Origin of the sequence: Exiguobacterium sp. s128 (assembly GCF_018618815.1) — a bacterium.
Taxonomy (GTDB): domain Bacteria; phylum Bacillota; class Bacilli; order Exiguobacteriales; family Exiguobacteriaceae; genus Exiguobacterium_A; species Exiguobacterium_A antarcticum.
Map to the genome: position 1 here is coordinate 40,822 of NZ_JACSMT010000017.1, position 13,669 is coordinate 54,490.

The following is a 13,669-nucleotide window of genomic DNA, read 5'->3' on the forward strand; positions in this document are numbered from 1 at the left end:
GCCCCACTATGAAACTCCATGAATTGAAACCAGCTGCTGGTTCACGTTCAGAACGCAACCGTGTAGGTCGCGGTATGTCTTCTGGTAACGGTAAGACTTCTGGCCGTGGTCACAAAGGTCAAAAAGCTCGTTCAGGCGGTGGTGTTCGTCCAGGTTTCGAAGGTGGACAAAACCCACTTTTCCGTCGTTTACCAAAACGCGGCTTCAACAACCCGACTCGTAAAGAGTTCGCGGTTATCAACCTTGACACACTTAACCGTTTTGAAGATGGAACGGAAGTAACACCAGAACTTCTTATCGAGACTCGCGCAGTCAAAGGTATGAAAGATGGCGTGAAGATCCTTTCAAACGGTAAGATTGAAAAGAAACTGACAGTAAAAGCTCACAAGTTCTCCGAAGCTGCGAAGCAAGCGATCGAAGCTGCCGGCGGTACGGTTGAGGTGATCTAATGTTTCAAGCGATCTCCAATATGTGGCGCGTAGCCGACATCCGTCGGCGCATTCTCTTTACCTTGGCCCTGATTATCGTCTTCCGAATCGGAGCACATATCCCAGTACCAATGGTAAACACTGAAGTATTCAAGATCGATGAGAATGGTATTCTTGGTTTCTTGAACTCCTTCGGCGGGAATGCTTTGCAGAATTTCTCACTCTTTGCGATGGGAATCATGCCGTATATCACGGCCTCGATCGTTGTCCAACTCTTACAGATGGACGTTGTTCCAAAGTTTGCCGAATGGGCAAAACAAGGAGAGGCGGGCCGTAAGAAGTTAGCAACGGTAACGCGCTATGGAACGATCGTACTCGGCTTAGTCCAAGCGTTTGGAATCGCGCTTGGATTTAACCGTATCTACCCAGGTCTTGTCAATGAAGATTTTGGCACCTGGACGTACGTTATGATTGCACTTGTTTTGACGGCGGGTACCGCATTCTTGATGTTCCTCGGTGAACTCATCACGGAGAAGGGCATTGGTAACGGGATATCAATGATCATCTTCGCTGGGATCGTCGCGGGCTTCCCGAACGCATTCCGTCAGATTTACGAAACAAAGCTCCAAAATGCAGGGGATGCTTTGTTTGTCAACGTGCTTTATATCGTACTGTTGCTTTTAATCATCATCGCGGTCATCGTCGGTGTCATCTATGTGCAGCAAGCTGCCCGGAAGATTCCGATTCAGTACGCCAAGCGTACGGTGAACCGTGCTCCAGTTGGCGGCCAATCGACACACTTGCCGATTAAGCTTAACGCTGCTGGGGTTATCCCAGTTATCTTCGCTGTATCGTTTATGGTGACTCCACCAACGGTTGCAAGTTTCTTGGCAAGTCCGGAAAACGCGACGAAGATTCGTGACATCTTCGACTATACGAGTCCAATCGGTATGTCGATTTATGTAGCGCTCATCATCGCATTTTCGTACTTCTATACATTTGTTCAGGTTAATCCGGAACAGATGGCAGAGAACCTTCAAAAACAAGGCGGATACATTCCTGGTATTCGTCCTGGTAAGCAAACGGAACAATACATCACGAAGATCCTATATCGTCTGACATTCTTCGGCTCACTTTTCCTAGCTGTGATCGCGGTCACGCCAACGTTCTTTATTAAGTTCGCTGGCTTACCGAACTCGGTCCAGATTGGTGGAACAAGCTTACTGATCGTCATCGGTGTAGGTCTTGAGACGATGAAACAGATTGAAAGTCAACTGGTTAAACGACACTACAAAGGCTTTATCCGATAAGGCGGGAGGAAGGGGACCATCCCTTTCCTTTCTGTTGTGTCTATAGAGTCTATAGAAGTGGAGGCTACCGACATGAATCTTGTATTGATGGGCTTGCCGGGTGCTGGAAAAGGGACGCAGGCTGCGAAAATCATCGAAGACTACGCCATTCCACACATCTCGACAGGCGACATGTTCCGCGCGGCGATTAAAGATTCAACACCGCTCGGGCAGGAAGCGAAATCGTACATGGATAAAGGGGAACTCGTTCCGGATGAAGTCACAATCGGCATCGTACGTGAACGTCTCGCCAAAGAAGACTGTGCAAATGGTTTTCTTCTTGACGGTTTCCCACGCACAGTGAAACAAGCAGACGCACTTGAAGTGTTGCTTGCGGATCTAAACAAACAAATCGATCACGTCATTCACATCGGTGTGAATCCAGAAAAACTTGTGCCTCGTTTGACAGGTCGCCGGATTTGCCCAACATGTGGAGCAACGTATCATGTCCTCTACAACCCACCAAAAGTGGACGGAGTATGTGATATCGACGGGTCAGCACTTGTTCAACGTGAAGATGATCAAGAAGAGACGGTTCGCCGTCGTCTTGAAGTCAACGTCGCTCAAGCGCAACCTTTGATTGACTTTTACGCTGAAAAAGGGTATCTTCGTAATTTGGACGGTGATCGTCCGATTAATGAAGTTTACTCCGATGTTCAAGCACTTCTTGGTGGTCAGTAATGATCATTACGAAAGCGCCGCGTGAAATCGACATCATGCGTAAGGCAGGACAAATCGTCGCCCGGACGCATAAAGAGCTTCAAGCTCATATTCGTCCAGGGGTCACAACGGGGCAACTCGATGCGATTGCTGAACGTTATATTCGAAGTCAAGGGGCAACACCATCGTTTAAAGGTTATAATGGATTTACTGGGAGCATTTGTGCGTCAGTAAATGAAGAACTTGTCCATGGTATTCCGGGTGACCGCGTACTCCACGATGGAGACATCATCTCGATTGATATCGGGGCGGAGTATAACGGATATCACGGAGATTCAGCCTGGACATATCCGGTAGGTACAATCTCTGAAGAGACGAAGCGGTTACTTGACGTAACTGAAGAATCTCTGTATAAAGGATTGGAGCGCGCCAAAGCTGGCGTGCACCTGACAGATATTTCGCATGCGATCCAGTCACATGTTGAAGCTGCGAATTTTTCTGTAGTCCGCGAATATGTGGGCCACGGCGTGGGACAAAATTTGCATGAAGATCCGCAAATCCCACATTATGGACCACCGGGGAAAGGGCCGCGCCTGAAAACCGGCATGACTTTGGCGATTGAGCCAATGGTCAATGTCGGGAAACGCTATGTTCGCACGCTATCCGACAATTGGACGGTAGTGACAGTGGACGGTAGCATGTGCGCCCACTTTGAGCACACCATCGCCATCACAGACGAAGGCTACGAGATCTTAACGGTCGATGCAGAGTGAGCTGTGCGCGTTATTGGTGTCACCTTTCTATAAGCCGCTATCCACTCGTGTTTGTGACCGATGATTCTCTCACGGCTACTGTAGAAAGCCCCTAAGCGCTACAAATCGTCTGGGCTCCCAATCAACTTTATAGAGAAAGGGGTATAATTGATGGCGAAACAAGATGTAATCGAAGTGGAAGGTACGGTTATCGAACCGCTTCCAAACGCGATGTTTAAGGTGGAGTTAGAAAACGGCCACACGGTCCTCGCGCACGTCTCAGGGAAAATTCGGATGCACTTCATTCGGATCCTGCCAGGAGATAAAGTAACAGTTGAGTTGTCACCATACGACTTGACTCGCGGACGGATCACATACCGTTTCAAATAAAAACTCCGATTTTTTCAGGAGGAGGTATTCACAATGAAAGTAAGACCTTCGGTTAAACCGATCTGTGAAAAGTGTAAAGTTATCCGCCGTAAAGGCAAAGTAATGGTTATTTGCGAAAACCCTAAGCATAAACAAAAACAAGGGTAATTAAACAAGGAGGTGCACACATGGCACGTATTGCTGGTGTAGATATTCCACGTGAGAAACGCATCGTTATCTCACTCACTTACATCTATGGTGTTGGTAAAACGACTGCTCAGAAAGTCTTGAAAGAAGCTGGTATCTCTGAAGATACTCGTACTCGTGAATTGACTGAAGAACAACTCAACCAACTCCGTGATGGATTAGATAAAGTAAAAGTTGAGGGTGACCTTCGTCGTGAAATCTCACTCAACATCAAACGTTTGATCGAAATCGGTTGCTACCGTGGTGTTCGTCACCGTCGTGGTCTTCCAGTTCGTGGTCAAAACACTAAAAACAACTCGCGTACTCGTAAAGGCCCACGCCGTACAGTAGCGAACAAGAAGAAGTAAGGGAGGGTAAACTAAGATGGCAAAACGTAAACAGAATGTTCGTAGTAAACGTAAAGTCAAAAAGAATATTGAGTCTGGTATCGTTCATATCCGTTCAACATTCAACAACACAATCGTTACGATCACTGACATGCAAGGGAATGCAATCTCTTGGGCAACTGCAGGAAACATGGGCTTCAAAGGCTCACGTAAATCAACTCCATTTGCTGCGCAACTCGCTTCTGAAACTGCTGCGAAAACAGCGATGGATAACGGTATGCGTACTGTAGAAGTTAACGTTAAAGGTCCTGGTGCAGGTCGTGAAGCTGCAATCCGTGCGCTCCAAGCAATCGGTCTTGAAGTAACAGCGATCCGTGACGTAACTCCAGTTCCACACAACGGTTGCCGCCCTCCAAAACGTCGTCGCGTGTAACCCGTCTTGTACTGCAAAGCGGAAATTCGAGTAGACTTTCGTTGATCGTTTGACCAAGCATGGCAGTAGACACGTACACAAGACGGTTGGCGATTGAACGCGATGGCCAACATGACGATATTCAAGGAGGGGTTCAGATGATCGAAATCGAAAAACCGAAGATTGAAACGATCGAATTAAGCGACAACGCTACGTTTGGTAAATTCGTGGTAGAACCGCTTGAGCGTGGATTCGGTACAACGCTTGGTAACTCTTTGCGTCGTATCCTATTATCTTCACTTCCGGGTGCTGCAGTCACTGCAGTCCAAATCGATGGCGTTCTTCATGAGTTCTCGACAATTGATGGCGTTGTAGAAGACGTTACCCAAATCATCTTGAATCTTAAGAAACTCGCCCTCAAAGTTTACTCGGAAGAAGAGAAAACACTTGAGATCGATATCCAAGGCGCTGGCGTTGTCACGGCTGCGAACATTACGCATGACAGCGACGTCGAAATCCTCAACCCAGAACTCCACATTGCAACACTTGCAGAAGGTGCATCACTTCATATGCGTCTGACCGCTCGTCGTGGTCGTGGTTACGTTCAGGCTGAAGATAACAAACGGGACGATATGCCAATCGGCGTCATCCCAATTGATTCCATTTACACGCCAATTCAACGTGTAAACTATCAAGTTGAAAAAACACGTGTCGGTCAAGATGCGAGCTTCGATAAATTGACACTTGATGTTTGGACGGACGGTTCACTCCGCCCTGAAGAAGCAGTGTCACTCGGTGCAAAAATCATGACAGAACACTTAAACATCTTTGTTGGTCTTACGGACGAAGCGCTCCATGCCGAAATCATGGTCGAAAAGGAAGAAGATCAAAAAGAAAAAGTACTTGAAATGACGATCGAAGAACTCGATCTTTCAGTTCGTTCGTACAACTGTTTGAAACGTGCCGGCATCAATACGGTTCAAGAACTCGCGAACAAGAGCGAAGACGAGATGATGAAAGTTCGTAACCTCGGACGTAAATCACTCGAAGAAGTTCAAGCGAAACTCGATGAACTCGGACTGGGCCTACGTAAAGAAGACTAAAACTATTAATTGCACGAAGGAGGGAATCCATCCATGGCATACTCGAAATTAGGCCGTACAAGCTCACAACGTAAGGCACTTTTGCGTGACCTTGCGACTGATCTCATCATCAATGAGCGTATCCAAACTACAGAACAAAAAGCGAAGGAACTTCGTCCAGTCGTTGAGAAACTCATCACTTTAGGTAAACGCGGTGATCTCCACGCTCGTCGTCAAGTTGCATCGTTCGTTCGTCGCGAAGCTGCTGGTCAAAACGAAGCTGGTAAAACACAAGATGCAATCCAAAAATTGTTTGCTGATGTTGCTCCACGTTTTGCTGAGCGTCAAGGTGGTTACACACGTATCATGAAAATGGGACCACGTCGTGGTGACGGCGCAGAAATGGTCATCATCGAACTCGTTTAATTTTTAAATGATTCGGATAAAAGGGCAGTGCGTAACTCGCTTCTGCCCTTTTGTTACAAATGAAATTATTTTGATTTGATGAAGGAGGAGCAGACATGGCAAAGCTGATTGAGTTGGAACAGGTGACCTATCGTTACCCGGAACAAGAACAACCAGCGTTGCAAGATGTCTCTCTGACGATCCGTTCGCAGGAATGGGTCGCCATCGTTGGACACAACGGCTCTGGAAAATCAACGCTGACGAAGCTGTTTAACGGATTGTTGCTTCCTGAACAAGGAACGGTCACTGTCAACGAGATGTTCTCGAGTGCAGTGCCGGAGCAACTGTGGGAGATGCGCCGCGCAATCGGTATCGTCTTTCAAAATCCGGATAATCAATTCGTTGGCACGACCGTGCGCGACGACGTGGCATTTGCCCTCGAAAATTGGGGTGTGCCACGCGAGGAAATGGTTCGTCGTATCGACGACAGTCTAGCGCGCGTTGGCCTTACGGATTTTGTTGATCGGGAACCCCATCAACTATCCGGCGGACAGAAGCAGCGTGTCGCAATCGCCTCGGCGCTTGCGATGCGCCCTGATGTTCTCGTGCTCGATGAAGCAACATCGATGCTTGATCCGATTGCACGAACTGAGGTTATGTCGACCGTTCAAGAATTATATGAACAACATCCGATGGCCGTCGTTGCCATTACGCATGAACTCGACGAAGTCTTACGGGCAAGTCGTGTGATTGTCATGGATGCGGGTCAAATCGTATTAGAAGGAACACCGCAAGAGGTGTTTGCACAATCCGCGTTTCTTGAGCAGATTGGACTGGATGTTCCATTTGTCGTCCGGGTGCAGGAGCAACTTTCGGCACGTGGTCTTACTTATGAGGACACGATACTAGATGAAAGAGACTTGGTGAACCGCTTATGCCAATCTTAATCCAGGAATTGAATTATACGTACCAACTCAATAGTCCGTTTGAACGAGTCGCGCTGCGTGATGTGAATCTTGAGATTCCGTCAGGGGCGCTTGTTGCGTTTGTGGGACATACCGGTTCCGGGAAATCGACACTTGTTCAACATATCAACGGATTGTTAAAACCGACTGCTGGAAAAGTACAGGTCGATGACATCATCATTGAACCAAAACGTAAACAAGATTTAAAAGCGTTACGGAAACGGGTTGGGCTTGTCTTCCAGTATCCGGAATATCAACTGTTTGAAGAAACCGTCTTGAAGGATGTCATGTTTGGTCCGATGAACTTCGGACACGAACCGTCAGAAGCTGAACGTTTGGCGAAGGACGCACTACGTACCGTCGGGCTGGATGAAGTGTTCTGGTCACGTTCACCGTTTGACCTGTCTGGTGGGCAAATGAGGCGTGTTGCGATTGCGGGCGTACTCGCTAGTCAACCAGACGTGTTGATCGTCGATGAACCGACGGCAGGACTCGATCCGCAAGGACGTAAGCAGATGCTTCGTCTGTTCGCTGAGCTTCATGCACAATCCGGGATGACGTTACTGTTAATCACACACGATATGGACCAAGTGCTCGAATATACGAACCGGGTCGTTGTCATGGAAGATGGGCAAGTGGCGTATGATGGAGAACCAATGGGTCTATTCCGTCAAGAAACGTTATTGCGTCAATTCCATCTCGACTTACCCCATGTCTTAGCATTCGCTTGGCAAATGGCGGATCAGTTGAACATCAACCGGCCGACCCTTCAGACAGAAGCCGAATTGATTGAGTGGATTTTGCATGTACGGGAGGGAAGACGATGATCGTTGGCCAACATATACCGGGAACATCGTATTTACACCGTTCGTCTGCTGTCGCTAAAATCATTTTTGCGTTTTGTTTCATTCCGCTCGTCTTTTTGGCCAACAATGCAGCAACCAATCTTTTTTTACTCGTGTTTACATTTTTGGCGCTCGCGAGCAGTAAATTACCGATCCGTTATGTCTTAAAAGGACTACGGCCGATTTTATTTTTAATCGTCTTTACGTTTATCATTCAGCTGCTGTTTACCCGGGAAGGGGCGGTACTGCTCGAATTCGGCTGGTTCAAGATCTACGAAGAAGGGTTACGTCTTGCGATCATCGTCTCGCTCCGATTCTTTTATCTGGTCTCGATCACGACACTCGTCACGCTGACGACGTCACCGATTGAACTGACGGATGCGATTGAGTTGTTACTCAAACCGTTTAAGGTCGTCCGTGTCCCGACGCATGAAATTGCCTTGATGCTGTCGATTTCGCTCCGTTTCCTGCCGACCCTGGCAGAAGAGACGGAGAAGATCATGAAGGCGCAACAGGCACGTGGCGTCGATCTATCGGCAGGACCCATCAAGGAACGGTTGCGGGCCATCATTCCTCTGCTGATTCCCCTGTTCATCTCGGCCTTTAAACGGGCCGAGGATCTCGCGACAGCGATGGAAGCGCGGGGGTACCGTGGTGGTGAAGGCCGAACACGGCTCCGCGAGTCGAAGTGGACAGGGCGAGATACGGGTCTGATGATTCTCCTTGTCGCACTCGGACTCCTTTTAGTTTATTTACGAGGAGGGTTTTGATGCGACGTTTTAAATGTACGATTCAGTATGATGGGACGGACTATTCCGGGTATCAAGTCCAACCGAACGGTCTGACGATCCAGGAAGTGATCGAGAAGACGCTGGAGCGGATGCACAAGCATCCGGTCAAGATCATCGGCTCCGGACGTACAGACGCCCGTGTACACGCTCAGGGACAGGTCATTCATTTTAATACGGAGTTATCGATTGCTCCAGCCAGCATGGTGAAGGCATTAAATACGTTATTACCGGACGATATTCGAATTCGTGATTGTAAAGAGGTCGCTTCTGACTTCGAAGCAAGGTATGATGTAGTAGGGAAAGAATATCGGTACTTCGTGCGTCAGACGGAAGATGCGTTTCGGCGTCATCAATCGGTCTTGATTCCGTATTCACTCGACGTGGCGCAAATTCGTCTGGGATTAGCGTATTTAGTCGGGACTCATGACTTTAGTTCGTTCTGTGTCGCGAAGACAGAGACGGACAATCGTGTTCGGACGATTTATGAGGCGGAACTGATCGAGCAAGGAGACGAACTGATTTTCCGTTTTCACGGAAGTGGTTTTCTCTACAATCAGATTCGGATCATGGTCGGCACGTTGCTTGATGTCGGACGCGGGCGTTTTGCTCCGGAAGACATCAAACGAATGCTCGAAGCGAAGGATCGAAACGTCGCTGGTGTGACGGCACCACCGCACGGGTTATACCTTTGGGAAGTTTTCTACCCAGAGTCTAAAAAAGGCATTTGACATTAGCCGCTAAAAAACATACAATGTTTATTGGCATTTCATTTATTATGAAACCACAATCTTAGCCCCGTACACCTAAGATTCTGATAGATTCAAACAGTGAATAAATGAAAAATCAAAAAAGAAATTTTTAAATTCCTTAGGAGGTATTTTACATGCGCACAACTTTCATGGCGAAAGCTACTGATGTAGAACGCAAATGGCTCCTTATCGACGCAGAAGGCAAAACACTCGGTCGTCTTTCGAGCGAAGTGGCTTCACTTCTCCGCGGTAAGCACAAACCTACGTTCACACCACACGTTGACTGTGGGGATCACGTTATCCTCATCAACGTTGAGAAAATCGTATTAACTGGTAACAAACTCGACAAAAAGGTCTACTACCGTCACTCTGGTCATCCAGGCGGCTTGAAGCAGACTGTCGCACGCGACTTACTCGCTAACAAACCTGAGCGTATGCTTGAACTCGCGATCAAAGGGATGCTTCCAAAAGGTAGCCTCGGTCGTCAAATGTTCAACAAACTCCACGTTTACGCTGGAGATACTCATAAGCAAGAAGCACAACAACCAGAAGTTTACGAACTTCGCGGTTAATACGAATTTAGGAGGAACTACACGATGGCAGATGTACGTTACTACGGCACTGGTCGCCGTAAAAGCGCGGCAGCTCGCGTTTTCCTCGTTGCTGGAGACGGTAAAGTCACAGTTAACGGGCGCGATATCAGCGAATACTTCGGTTATGAAACTTTAATCATGACTGCAAAAGAACCACTTGTACTCACAGAAACAGAAGGCAAATACGATATCATGGTAACGGTCAAAGGCGGCGGCTTCACTGGTCAAGCAGGCGCAATCCGTCACGGTATCTCACGTGCTCTTCTTCAAGCGGATCCAGACTTCCGTGGCACACTTAAAGCTAAAGGTTTCCTCACACGCGATGCTCGTATGAAAGAACGTAAAAAATACGGTCTTAAAGCAGCACGTCGTGCACCTCAGTTCTCAAAACGTTAATCGTTTTTACCTCTCATCCTTACGGGTGGGAGGTTTTTTTGTTTGAAAAAGACCGCTTCTTGACCGGAAATGGTCAAAAAACGGTCTATTGTTCAGGATGTACGACGTCGGATGGTTCGGATGAGGAATAAAAGTGCCATCAAACCAATGAATGTCAGCGGAATGCTCCACAGGAAAAGATCCTTTAAAAAAGAAATAGGATCGTACTCCGTTTGTGAACCGACCTGACCGACAAATGATGTATCCTGACTTAACACGGTGCTGTTCTCAGGGAGAGCGGGCTGATAAGTCGCGTTCGCTTCATGGACCGCATAAAAGTAGATCGCATAACCCATATGTAAGAGAACGGTCAAGACACCCGCAACGGCTAAAATCTTTTTCATCAAAAAACTCCTTTTTCCGAATGAATTGTGAGAACAAGTCCACCGTCAAGTATACCGGATTCCGTTTTCGGGAACAGATGAGAAAGGAGTGTGGTGAAAGATGACAGTATCAGTCAGTTGGTTGCTTGAACGAGCCAATCGGAAACTAAATGTTCCGGGACTCTCGCCGGAAGTCGCCCGAAAGACACGTCAAGTCATCCGGGAGCTCCATGTCAAAGGCATTTATGTCGGCGTCGCCCAAGGATTCCGTTCCTATGCCGAGCAGGAGAAGCTCTATGCGCAAGGACGCACGGCTCCGGGTGCAATCGTCACGAATGCCCGCGGCGGACAATCGAATCATAACCGGGGCATTGCTGTTGATCTGTTTCAGTATTCGATGGACGGGGCAGAGGCGATCTTTAATACCGATGCTAACTTTCAACAAATCGTCCTAGCGATGAAACGACAAGGTTTCTCCTGGGGCGGGGATTGGGACGGATTTAAGGATTATCCACACTTTGAATTAAACAAATCAACGACGGATGCCTTAGTTCCGTATCCGGGTCAACCCCTTTATAGAGGGGCGGTCAACATGAACAGTCGGGACATCGAGCGGATTCAACGCGCTGTCAAAGCGACGGTCACAAAACGATTTGACGCCGAGACGGTTGAAAAGGTCCGTGCCTATCAAACGCGTCAAGGATTAGCAGTCGACGGGGTCGTCGGCCCCGCAACGTGGAATCGTATGTTTTAAAGACAAGGGATCTTCTTTTTGCGGTAGCGAAGAGGACGATCTCTTTTTTTAGGCATCGTCAACGTAGGTTCTTCCAAGTCGACAAGGAAATGTCATCCTTTCCGAGTCGAAATGTGCAAGCGCTATCTTATTTTTGTTATACTGAAATGGATTAAATCGAACGTTCTCAGGGGGAAGGCACTATGTTGAATGAACAAGAAATTCGCGAGGTGGTTGGTAAGCTCGTCGATCCGACGATTGACCGCTCGCTTACAGATACGAACGGGATTCGGGATGTCCGCATCAAGGGAGACTATGTCAGTCTCAAGATTGCGCTAGCACAAGCAGGAACCGGTGAACAGTTGACGTTACAGCAACAGATCGTCAAAGAGTTAAAAGAAAAAGGATTCAAGACAGTTGGTTTACGTTTTGAGGCACTCGGTGATCACGGCATCCAAGCCGCGACAACACCATCGATCCTCAAACCAGACTCAGGGACGACGTTCATCGCGATTGCTTCCGGTAAAGGGGGCGTCGGAAAATCGACGGTATCCGTCAACTTAGCGGTTGCCTTGGCACGTGCAGGGAAGAAGGTCGGCTTGATCGACGCGGATATCTACGGATTCAGCGTTCCGGATATGATGGGAATCGAAACACGTCCGACTGTCGTCAATGACCGGATCGTGCCGCCTGAACGTTTTGGGGTCAAAGTCATTTCGATGGGCTTCTTCGTCGAAGACAACGCACCTGTCATCTGGCGTGGTCCGATGCTTGGGAAGATGTTAAATAATTTCTTCTCAGACGTCGAGTGGGGCGAACTGGATTATTTATTGCTTGATTTACCTCCAGGCACAGGCGACGTGGCGCTCGATATCCATTCGATGTTGCCGAGCTGTCAGGAACTGATTGTCACGACACCACACGCGACCGCAGCATTCGTTGCAGCACGCGCCGGGGCGATGGCAATCAAAACGAACCACCGCCTGCTCGGTATCATCGAGAACATGGCGTATTTCGAAAGCAAGACGACAGGTGAAAAAGAGTATGTCTTTGGTTCAGGTGGCGGAGAGAAGTTGTCAGAAGCGTTAAAAACAGATATTCTAGCTAAGATTCCACTTGGTCAGCCGTATGCGAATGAGACGGACTTCGCACCGTCGATCTATCGTGACGGTCATCCATTTGAAACACACTATAATGAACTCGCAACGCGTGTCATCGAAAAAGTAGAGGGATAAAAATGAAGACTAGAGGATTTTTGAAGCTGTTTTGGATGACGCTCCTGATCGGGACGCTCGCCGGCTTCGTGTTTAACCTTGTCGCTGAACCAGGATATGTCCGGAATCAATCGATTAGCGGATATGTCACAGCACTGGCTTACAGTAGTACATGGACTGCAATCAGCTTGATGGGATTCTTTTCATACCTGATCCTTCACCGGGTCGGACTGGATATCTTCCGAGGGGCTAAGCTCTGGGATCGGGTCCAAATCGTCTTGATTGCATTTGCCTTATTCGACGGGATCTATTTACGGGGATTGGCATTCGGATTCGAAAAGACGAATCTATACATCGGGGAAATGGTCGTGTTATTAATCATTGCGTTTTTTGTCGCTCGAACAAAAGCACGAGAGACGAACTTCACGGCATTCGTGCCGACGTTATTTTTGATGACGGTCATTACATTGATTGAATGGGTTCCGGCACTTCAGGCGACGCAAGACAAGCGGATGTTATGGGCGGCACTTGCCACGTTACTCGTTTGTAATGCGTATCAAATTTTGATGTTGCACCGCTTGCAGGAAAAACCGGCTGTAGCCAAGGCACCTTCTGGAAAAAGAGCATAAACGAAGAGTCACCGTTCTAACAAAATCATCTGTTAGAACGGTGACTCTCTTTTTTTAATATTTTTTTAGAAAAACAGTTGACGGGAAAAAGCAGAGTTGATATATTAATACATGTCGCTGAGGCACACGCCACACAGACACGTTAAAAACGAAAAATAACTTATAAAAAAGTCATTGACACCAGTTAATACTTTACTGTAAGATTTAAAATTCGTCAAACGACATATCGGACTTTGAAAACTGAACGATGAGGCAAAAAACGTATCTTCGGATACAAACAATGAATGAAGCGCAAGCTTCGTCAACGTGACTCCGGTCACAACAACGAGCAAGTCAAACACTTTATGGAGAGTTTGATCCTGGCTCAGGACGAACGCTGGCGGCGTGCCTAATACATGCAAG

The 13,669-nt window shown here is 47.8% G+C and carries 20 protein-coding genes and 1 rRNA gene; 20 read left to right on the plus strand and 1 reads right to left on the minus strand.

Annotation, left to right across the window (positions count from 1 at the left end; translation table 11 throughout):
• Window positions 1–8 precede the first annotated feature (8 nt).
• The 16 genes from rplO (at window position 9) to rpsI (ending at window position 10,329) form a co-directional block, all read left to right on the plus strand.
• A complete protein-coding gene (gene rplO, locus KNQ13_RS08440) occupies window positions 9–449 on the plus strand; it encodes a 50S ribosomal protein L15 (RefSeq protein WP_012369028.1) in 441 nt (146 codons plus the stop codon).
• Window positions 449–1,738 carry a preprotein translocase subunit SecY gene (gene secY / locus KNQ13_RS08445; RefSeq protein ID WP_014969162.1) on the plus strand — a complete coding sequence of 430 codons (1,290 nt, stop codon included), beginning with the start codon at window positions 449–451 and terminating at the stop codon, window positions 1,736–1,738. The genes rplO and secY overlap by 1 nt, the downstream gene beginning before the upstream one ends.
• A gap of 72 nt (window positions 1,739–1,810) precedes the next feature.
• Entirely contained in the window at window positions 1,811–2,458 is a 648-nt protein-coding gene (locus KNQ13_RS08450) for an adenylate kinase (protein ID WP_014969163.1), read from the plus strand.
• The gene (map, locus tag KNQ13_RS08455; RefSeq protein WP_014969164.1) at window positions 2,458–3,210 is read left to right on the plus strand and encodes a type I methionyl aminopeptidase; all 753 of its coding nucleotides are present in this window, start codon (window positions 2,458–2,460) and stop codon (window positions 3,208–3,210) included. Before KNQ13_RS08450 ends, map begins: the two co-directional genes overlap by 1 nt.
• A 150-nt stretch (window positions 3,211–3,360) precedes the next feature.
• Window positions 3,361–3,579, plus strand: a complete 219-nt coding sequence (gene infA, locus KNQ13_RS08460; RefSeq protein ID WP_012369032.1) for a translation initiation factor IF-1 — start codon at window positions 3,361–3,363, stop codon at window positions 3,577–3,579.
• 33 nt (window positions 3,580–3,612) lie between these two features.
• Window positions 3,613–3,726, plus strand: coding sequence for a 50S ribosomal protein L36 (gene rpmJ, locus KNQ13_RS08465; RefSeq protein WP_003156543.1), 114 nt, complete (start codon window positions 3,613–3,615; stop codon window positions 3,724–3,726).
• 20 nt (window positions 3,727–3,746) lie between these two features.
• Window positions 3,747–4,112, plus strand: coding sequence for a 30S ribosomal protein S13 (gene rpsM, locus KNQ13_RS08470; protein ID WP_012369033.1), 366 nt, complete (start codon window positions 3,747–3,749; stop codon window positions 4,110–4,112).
• 16 nt (window positions 4,113–4,128) lie between these two features.
• On the plus strand, window positions 4,129–4,524 hold the full coding sequence (gene rpsK / locus KNQ13_RS08475) for a 30S ribosomal protein S11 (RefSeq protein ID WP_012369034.1): 396 nt from the start codon (window positions 4,129–4,131) through the stop codon (window positions 4,522–4,524).
• Between the two features lie 137 nt (window positions 4,525–4,661).
• Window positions 4,662–5,606, plus strand: coding sequence for a DNA-directed RNA polymerase subunit alpha (locus KNQ13_RS08480; RefSeq protein ID WP_014969166.1), 945 nt, complete (start codon window positions 4,662–4,664; stop codon window positions 5,604–5,606).
• A 33-nt stretch (window positions 5,607–5,639) separates the two neighbouring features.
• Window positions 5,640–6,011: a 50S ribosomal protein L17 gene (gene rplQ, locus KNQ13_RS08485; RefSeq protein WP_012369036.1), complete on the plus strand. Its 372-nt coding sequence runs from the start codon at window positions 5,640–5,642 to the stop codon at window positions 6,009–6,011.
• A 95-nt stretch (window positions 6,012–6,106) separates the two neighbouring features.
• A complete protein-coding gene (locus KNQ13_RS08490) occupies window positions 6,107–6,937 on the plus strand; it encodes an energy-coupling factor ABC transporter ATP-binding protein (protein WP_014969167.1) in 831 nt (276 codons plus the stop codon).
• Window positions 6,925–7,782, plus strand: coding sequence for an energy-coupling factor transporter ATPase (locus tag KNQ13_RS08495; RefSeq protein WP_014969168.1), 858 nt, complete (start codon window positions 6,925–6,927; stop codon window positions 7,780–7,782). Before KNQ13_RS08490 ends, KNQ13_RS08495 begins: the two co-directional genes overlap by 13 nt.
• Window positions 7,779–8,570, plus strand: a complete 792-nt coding sequence (locus tag KNQ13_RS08500) for an energy-coupling factor transporter transmembrane component T family protein (protein WP_014969169.1) — start codon at window positions 7,779–7,781, stop codon at window positions 8,568–8,570. The genes KNQ13_RS08495 and KNQ13_RS08500 overlap by 4 nt, the downstream gene beginning before the upstream one ends.
• A complete protein-coding gene (gene truA / locus KNQ13_RS08505) occupies window positions 8,570–9,319 on the plus strand; it encodes a tRNA pseudouridine(38-40) synthase TruA (RefSeq protein ID WP_014969170.1) in 750 nt (249 codons plus the stop codon). The genes KNQ13_RS08500 and truA overlap by 1 nt, the downstream gene beginning before the upstream one ends.
• A 155-nt stretch (window positions 9,320–9,474) precedes the next feature.
• Window positions 9,475–9,912 carry a 50S ribosomal protein L13 gene (gene rplM / locus KNQ13_RS08510; protein WP_012369041.1) on the plus strand — a complete coding sequence of 146 codons (438 nt, stop codon included), beginning with the start codon at window positions 9,475–9,477 and terminating at the stop codon, window positions 9,910–9,912.
• 24 nt (window positions 9,913–9,936) lie between these two features.
• Complete coding sequence (gene rpsI, locus KNQ13_RS08515; protein ID WP_014969171.1) at window positions 9,937–10,329, plus strand: 30S ribosomal protein S9; 393 nt, start codon at window positions 9,937–9,939, stop codon at window positions 10,327–10,329.
• Between the two features lie 92 nt (window positions 10,330–10,421).
• Here the strand turns inward: rpsI and KNQ13_RS08520 are convergent, their stop codons facing one another.
• Window positions 10,422–10,712, minus strand: a complete 291-nt coding sequence (locus KNQ13_RS08520) for a hypothetical protein (protein WP_026830527.1) — start codon at window positions 10,710–10,712, stop codon at window positions 10,422–10,424.
• A gap of 100 nt (window positions 10,713–10,812) precedes the next feature.
• On the opposite strand from KNQ13_RS08520, the gene KNQ13_RS08525 reads away from it, so the two are divergent.
• The 4 genes from KNQ13_RS08525 to KNQ13_RS08540 form a co-directional block, all read left to right on the plus strand.
• Window positions 10,813–11,445: a M15 family metallopeptidase gene (locus KNQ13_RS08525; RefSeq protein WP_026830528.1), complete on the plus strand. Its 633-nt coding sequence runs from the start codon at window positions 10,813–10,815 to the stop codon at window positions 11,443–11,445.
• A 182-nt stretch (window positions 11,446–11,627) separates the two neighbouring features.
• Entirely contained in the window at window positions 11,628–12,659 is a 1,032-nt protein-coding gene (locus KNQ13_RS08530; protein ID WP_014969174.1) for a P-loop NTPase, read from the plus strand.
• 2 nt (window positions 12,660–12,661) lie between these two features.
• Complete coding sequence (locus KNQ13_RS08535; RefSeq protein ID WP_014969175.1) at window positions 12,662–13,267, plus strand: KinB-signaling pathway activation protein; 606 nt, start codon at window positions 12,662–12,664, stop codon at window positions 13,265–13,267.
• A 341-nt stretch (window positions 13,268–13,608) separates the two neighbouring features.
• Window positions 13,609–13,669: ribosomal RNA gene (locus KNQ13_RS08540) — 16S ribosomal RNA — on the plus strand; the annotation flags it as partial.